7 protein-coding genes are annotated in these 5564 nt (G+C 49.4%); 4 read left to right on the top strand and 3 right to left on the bottom strand.

The window, feature by feature from the left end; genetic code table 11:
• The first annotated feature begins 349 nt into the window (after positions 1–349).
• From J1785_RS03825 to J1785_RS03815, 3 genes are all read left to right on the top strand, one after another.
• On the top strand, positions 350–574 hold the full coding sequence (locus tag J1785_RS03825) for a DUF2594 family protein (RefSeq protein WP_217218854.1): 225 nt from the start codon (positions 350–352) through the stop codon (positions 572–574).
• A 106-nt stretch (positions 575–680) separates the two neighbouring features.
• The gene (locus J1785_RS03820; RefSeq protein WP_165383693.1) at positions 681–854 is read left to right on the top strand and encodes a hypothetical protein; all 174 of its coding nucleotides are present in this window, start codon (positions 681–683) and stop codon (positions 852–854) included.
• A 3-nt stretch (positions 855–857) separates the two neighbouring features.
• Positions 858–1616 carry an AraC family transcriptional regulator gene (locus J1785_RS03815; RefSeq protein ID WP_129951871.1) on the top strand — a complete coding sequence of 253 codons (759 nt, stop codon included), beginning with the start codon at positions 858–860 and terminating at the stop codon, positions 1614–1616.
• Here the strand turns inward: J1785_RS03815 and leuA are convergent.
• Positions 1603–3273, bottom strand: coding sequence for a 2-isopropylmalate synthase (gene leuA / locus J1785_RS03810; RefSeq protein WP_217139254.1), 1671 nt, complete (start codon positions 3271–3273; stop codon positions 1603–1605). The genes J1785_RS03815 and leuA overlap by 14 nt on opposite strands.
• A 305-nt stretch (positions 3274–3578) precedes the next feature.
• Positions 3579–4001, bottom strand: a complete 423-nt coding sequence (locus J1785_RS03805) for a hypothetical protein (protein ID WP_235173145.1) — start codon at positions 3999–4001, stop codon at positions 3579–3581.
• Between the two features lie 223 nt (positions 4002–4224).
• Here J1785_RS03805 and J1785_RS03800 point away from each other — a divergent pair, with 223 nt between their 5' ends.
• Positions 4225–4473, top strand: a complete 249-nt coding sequence (locus tag J1785_RS03800) for a hypothetical protein (RefSeq protein WP_129951873.1) — start codon at positions 4225–4227, stop codon at positions 4471–4473.
• 42 nt (positions 4474–4515) lie between these two features.
• On the opposite strand, the gene J1785_RS03795 is transcribed toward J1785_RS03800, so the two are convergent.
• Positions 4516–5564 (bottom strand): glycosyltransferase family 9 protein (locus tag J1785_RS03795; RefSeq protein WP_217218853.1); only part of this gene is annotated, 1049 nt, incomplete at its 5' end.

Genomic DNA, 5564 nt, shown 5'->3' with positions numbered 1-5564 from the left:
GTCTTTTCTCTTATCTGAAACTCTCTTTACACCGGCCTGACTATTTAAGCGTCAGTACCGTCCCTTCATATATCTATGATATATCCAATTATTATTTGTGATCGCACGAATTGCCGATGGCTTATATGAATAACTCTGCACATAAACATGAAAGACTCTCAACCACTCATTATGTTTAGTATTCTTTACTGACTGTCAGAAAAGTCTATATGCGGGCACATCGCCGCGCATTTTAAGCATCCTTTCTGACGCTGCCCTAAAACATGCCATCTATGCTAAAATGCGGCCACTTTTCACCGGTTCAGAATTCAGTACGCTGCCTGACAGCATGCCTGAGGAGATAAAAATAATGAGTAATTGCGATTTTACAACGGAAGCAAACGTTGACACACTGGCTACAGAAGTTGCCTGCCTGAAAGCCACCCTGACCCTGATCCTGAAAGCGATTGGCCAGGCTGACGCCGGTAAAGTGATGCTGAATATGGAACGTTTTGTCGCGCAGATGGAAGACGAACAGCAGGCTGAAGTGTTCAAAAATTCCCTGCAGCAAATTAAGTTCGCTTACCGCCAGTAATGCTTTTTCAGAGTCTGTCGCCTGGCAGGCTCTGCCTTCTCCTTCCGGTTATCCCCCGTAATGTCTGCTATAATCAAGCCCTGATTCATTCAATGAGGACATACGCATGAGCGATGAAAATAATAAAGAAAACAAAAGCAAAGCCGATGAAGTCCATGTCAGTGACGGGCTGGGCGAACTGTTTGAAGTTTCGGAACAACTGACTGAAGAAGAAATTGAAAAAGCGGCAGAAGAAGCCAGGCAAGCCGTAGAAGATGCCAAAAAACAGAAACATCATTGATCAATGCATCACAACTTCCTTGCTCCGCATCAGGCGATTGCGCCTCTGGCCATTGATTATCAACATGGCGACAGCGAACCCGCCCACAGTCACAACTGCTCACAGCTGATTCATACGCTATCCGGCATTGTAGAAGTGCATACGTCACTCGGCACCTGGATGGTGCCGCCCGGGCGGGGAGTCTGGCTGCCTGCCTATGTTGAACATAGCCTGCGTTTTATCGGTGGTGTCAAGGCCCGCACACTGTTTGTCGATCCCCTGGCCCGTGCTGATTTACCTGCGCAATGCCAGGTAGTACAGATTTCTCCGCTGCTGCGTGAATTGATTTTATCATCGCTGACCATTCCGGCCGATTATTTGTCCGGCGGGCGCGATGAACGCATCATGGAATTATTACTCGATGAACTGCGTCTGTTGCCGACGCTGCCCCTTTACCTGCCGGAACCAAAAGAGCCGGAGCTGACCGAACTTTGCCAACAGATTCGTGCAGATCTGTGTTCATCCTGGGAGCTGGAAGATGTCGCGCAGCGTCTGGATATCAGCAGCCGCACACTTTCGCGCCGTTTCCAGCGCGAAACCGGATTACGTTTCAGTGACTGGGTTCGTCAGGCAAAATTGCTCGAAGCGCTGAATCAGCTTGCTGCGGGGATTTCCGTTATTGATGTGGCGCTGGCACTCGGCTACGACAGCCCGAGTGCCTTCAGTGCGATGTTTCGCCGGTCACTCGGCGTCTCACCCAGCGAATATTTTAATCAGCCATAACAGCACTGGCTGCATTGAACAGCGCCTGCAATGAGGCGCTGGACACATCGCTGTCGATGCCTACGCCATAATAATTTTCCCCCAACCGCCCGCGACAACTCAGATACGCCACAGCACGACTGTGACTTTGTTGCCCCAGCGTATGTTCGTGATAATCACCGATTTCCAGTTGCACGTCGTAACTGCGACGCAGCGCATCGGCTGCACCGGACAGCAAACCATTACCGCTACCGGCGATATGCTGTTCTTCATTGCGATAACGGATCCGTGCACTGAAATGGCAGACATTTTGCTCATCGCTGCGAATGTCGTAACTCAGCAGTTTTACCCCCGGTTGATCGGTTAATCCGTAACGCTGACGGAACAGCCGCCAGATATCGCTGGTGCTCATTTCCTTGCCATGCGTATCGGTTTCACGTTGCACCGCTTTGCTGAAATCAATTTGCAAACCACGCGGTAATTTCAGCCCGTGATTCTGCTCCAGCAACCAGGCCGCTCCGCTTTTCCCGGACTGGCTGTTAACGCGGATCACCGCTTCATAGCTGCAACCGACATCCGCCGGATCTAAGGGCAGGTACGGCACGCGCCAGACAGGGCTCTCCGTCACTTTCTGTGCAGCAAACCCTTTTTTGATGGCATCCTGATGCGAACCCGAAAATGCCGTAAATACCAGTTCACCGGCATACGGATGTCGCGGATGGACAGGCAACTGGTTGCATTCTTCCACTGCCTCGACAATCGCCTGCAAATTGCTGAAATCCAGCTGCGGCGCGACGCCCTGAGTGTAAAGATTCAGTGCCAGCGTCACGATATCCACGTTGCCGGTGCGTTCACCGTTACCGAAAAGGCATCCTTCCACGCGGTCGGCACCGGCCAGCATCGCCAGCTCTGCACAAGCTACCCCGGTTCCGCGATCATTGTGCGGATGAACACTGATTGAAACCTGTTCCCGGCGGCTGAAATGGCGGCAGAACCATTCAATCTGGTCGGCGTAAATATTCGGAGTACTGACCTCCACGGTTGCCGGCAAATTAATGATCATCGGTCTTTTAGCGCCCGGCTCCCAGACATCCGCCACGGCTTCACACACTTCCAGTGCAAACTCCAGTTCGGTGAAACAGAAGGTTTCCGGCGAATATTCAAATGTCCATTCTGTCTGCGAATATTGCCCGCACAGTTGACGGATCTGCTGAGCGCCGCGAACCGCCAGCTCGCGTGTTGCGGCCTGATCCTGATTAAATACCACTTCACGAAATACCGGTGCAGTCGCGTTATATAAATGCACGATGGCGCGCGGTACATCTTTAAGCGCCTCAAAAGTGCGGGCAATCAGATCCGGGCGCGAAGGTGTCAGAACCTGAATCACCACGTCATCCGGAATGAGCCCTTCTTCAATCAGGCCCCGGACAAAATCGAAATCGGTTTGTGAAGCCGAGGGAAACGCCACCTCAATCTGCTTAAAACCACACTTCACCAGCAAATCAAAAAACTGACGCTTACGGGCATTATCCATAGGTTCTGCCAGTGCCTGATTACCGTCACGCAGATCACTTGAACACCATTGCGGGGCTTTATCGAGGATATTTCCCGGCCAGCGGCGGTCAGGTAAATTCACCGGCGGGAAGGGACGATACTTTTGCGACGGGTCGTTTAACATACGATTCTCCATTTATCATTGAGGCTGCGGTTATGTTCCGTTAAAGCCATAGTACGCAAACGATAAATGCCTGCGCCTGACTAACTGACAGCAACCCCCGCAAAACGGACAAAAAGAGAATGATCAATGAATCAGCGTCATGCTGATGTGGCGGGAAGAACTGCAATGTGACTCGGCGCAGGGCTTTTATTTCCGGGATCGCGGCAACATAGCCCGATCTCCGGATGGCCAACGTCTTATCTCTGATGCCAATGTATAGTCTGTGCACCTAAAAAAAACCCGCACTCGGCGGGTTATTTATTGTGTTATTTATTGCTGCTGCCTGCCGGCCGGATGTTATAGGTTCCGAAGAAACTACGATCCGTTTCCAGGCTGATGCTTTTACCGTTCGCATCTACGGTAATCGAACCCGATGTTTTAGTCAGTGCACAGGCAATGCGAACATCAATGGTGCGTATCCCGTTCGGCACATTCAAATCCACGTACTGATTAAAATGCAGTGAAGCCACGGTCTGTCCGTCTAAAAACACCATCAGCGGACACGTTTTCTCAAACGGCACAACTGACCACTGTTCTAAACGGTGTAAACGGATATGGGTCTGCCCTGCCGGCGGGGTCGCGCTGGCGTTAGCGAAAGATGACTTAACCTGCAGCGTCGGTTCATAAGGATTGGCTGCGCACCCGGCTAAGAATAAAGCCGCCAAGGCCACCAGTGTTTTTTTCATCATTATCTCCCTGAGTTTATGAACGAATGATAGCAGTGTGCGCGTGGCGGGCAACAAAAACCGGCAGGTGCAGGTTACGGAATGTCCGCAACCTTCAAAAGTCATCTCAATCTGTGACATTAGTACAAAAAAACATCACCCGAATTGCTAATAGCCAGCTACTGGTATTTGATATTCTTGTTAAGATTTTTCCGATCAGACGTTCAACTCAGTTTCAGGAATACCTATGTACAGTTACACACTTATCGCCCCCGCCGGGATCGTAAAAGCCTACGAAGAAGAATTCCGCGAAAAAGGGATTGAGTTACTGGTTGCCAAACAGAATCGTTCGGAGACGGTCGTCTTACGCAGTGACCAGTTCACCGAAGAAAGCACATTTATCACGCATGTTCATTTACTGATCTTCAGCCTGTGCATGCGCGTACAAAAACAACTCAAAAATGGCGATAGCCCTAATACGACGATTATGTACTGATTTTTCTTCCTGCGACTTTTCATGTCGCAGGGAAGAACATCATCAGCCCTCACTCAGGCATTTTTCAACAACTGCATTGTAGACTTCCTCAACGGTGATTCTGTCCATCGGATGTTTCAGCTGGCGGGATGGGTCATTTTCGACAGGTGGCCTGTAAATAACCTTGTGCAATTCCGGGTTTTGATAAGGCCCGTTTTCGTCGGGTGAATTAAGCACGAACAGACTGATGGTCTTCGTTTTAGCTGCAATCGCTAAATGAAGCGGTCCTGTATCATTAGTCACTAAAAGATCCATCGCATCGATCACTGACAACAACTCCGGCATAGTTGTTTTTCCCGTAATATCAGTAAATTGTGCTCCGTGCGCCTCTTCCATCCTGGCAATAAAACGCTCTGCGATCTCAGTTTCGGCGGGTGAACCAATCAGGATCAGATGAAAAAGCGGTGACGTTTCAATTAACAGCTTGGCCAGACCTGCAAAATGTTCTACCGGCCATCGGTGCGTCATTTTAGATGCCCCCATTTGCAGCCCGATAAGGATCTTGCCAGGTTTTTTATCGAATGCAGGAATCCGTGCAGGTATAAACATCTCCGTATTATCAGGTTTGCTGCCCAGCAAACTGACTAAATCAAGTTTTCTCTGAATAATATGCTTCGATTGTCCCCGGGTAATACCGGACAACCACTTCTCCATACCTGCAGGTTCATTACGGTAATAATCTTTAAATATAAATTCACAGCCCGACATGATGGAAGCGATAATATCATAAGGGGCGCGGCTATGAAGAATAATGGCTAGTTGAGGCTTTTCTCTTCTCAGAACAGAGACAAGTTTTTTCATGTCACTGTAGTGATTATCCATAGGAAGAACGCGATCAAAGTTGTCACCGGGCTCAACCAGCTGTGAATTTTGCTGGCTGGTAACAAGAATAATCCTTGCTGCAGGATAACGTCGTCTTACCGCCCTTATGGCCGGCGTACTGAACATAAAATCACCCAGCCGTTTTGTAGAAAATATCACTACCCGCTCAAAGTCATGCTCTTTATCAAATGACGTTATATTTCTCAGATTTCCTGCACACTGGCTATAAC

Source organism: Rahnella perminowiae (genome assembly GCF_019049755.1).
Classification (GTDB): Bacteria; Pseudomonadota; Gammaproteobacteria; order Enterobacterales; family Enterobacteriaceae; genus Rahnella; species Rahnella perminowiae.
Note: the sequence above shows the minus strand (reverse complement) of the source record. Positions and strands in the feature narration are given on the sequence as shown.

Coding starts and splice junctions, on each gene's coding strand:
- J1785_RS03825 (WP_217218854.1), top strand. CDS start 350: ATGAGTAATTGCGATTTTACAACGGAAGCAAACGTTGACACACTGGCT.
- J1785_RS03820 (WP_165383693.1), top strand. CDS start 681: ATGAGCGATGAAAATAATAAAGAAAACAAAAGCAAAGCCGATGAAGTC.
- J1785_RS03815 (WP_129951871.1), top strand. CDS start 858: ATGCATCACAACTTCCTTGCTCCGCATCAGGCGATTGCGCCTCTGGCC.
- leuA (WP_217139254.1), bottom strand. CDS start 3,273: ATGTTAAACGACCCGTCGCAAAAGTATCGTCCCTTCCCGCCGGTGAAT.
- J1785_RS03805 (WP_235173145.1), bottom strand. CDS start 4,001: ATGATGAAAAAAACACTGGTGGCCTTGGCGGCTTTATTCTTAGCCGGG.
- J1785_RS03800 (WP_129951873.1), top strand. CDS start 4,225: ATGTACAGTTACACACTTATCGCCCCCGCCGGGATCGTAAAAGCCTAC.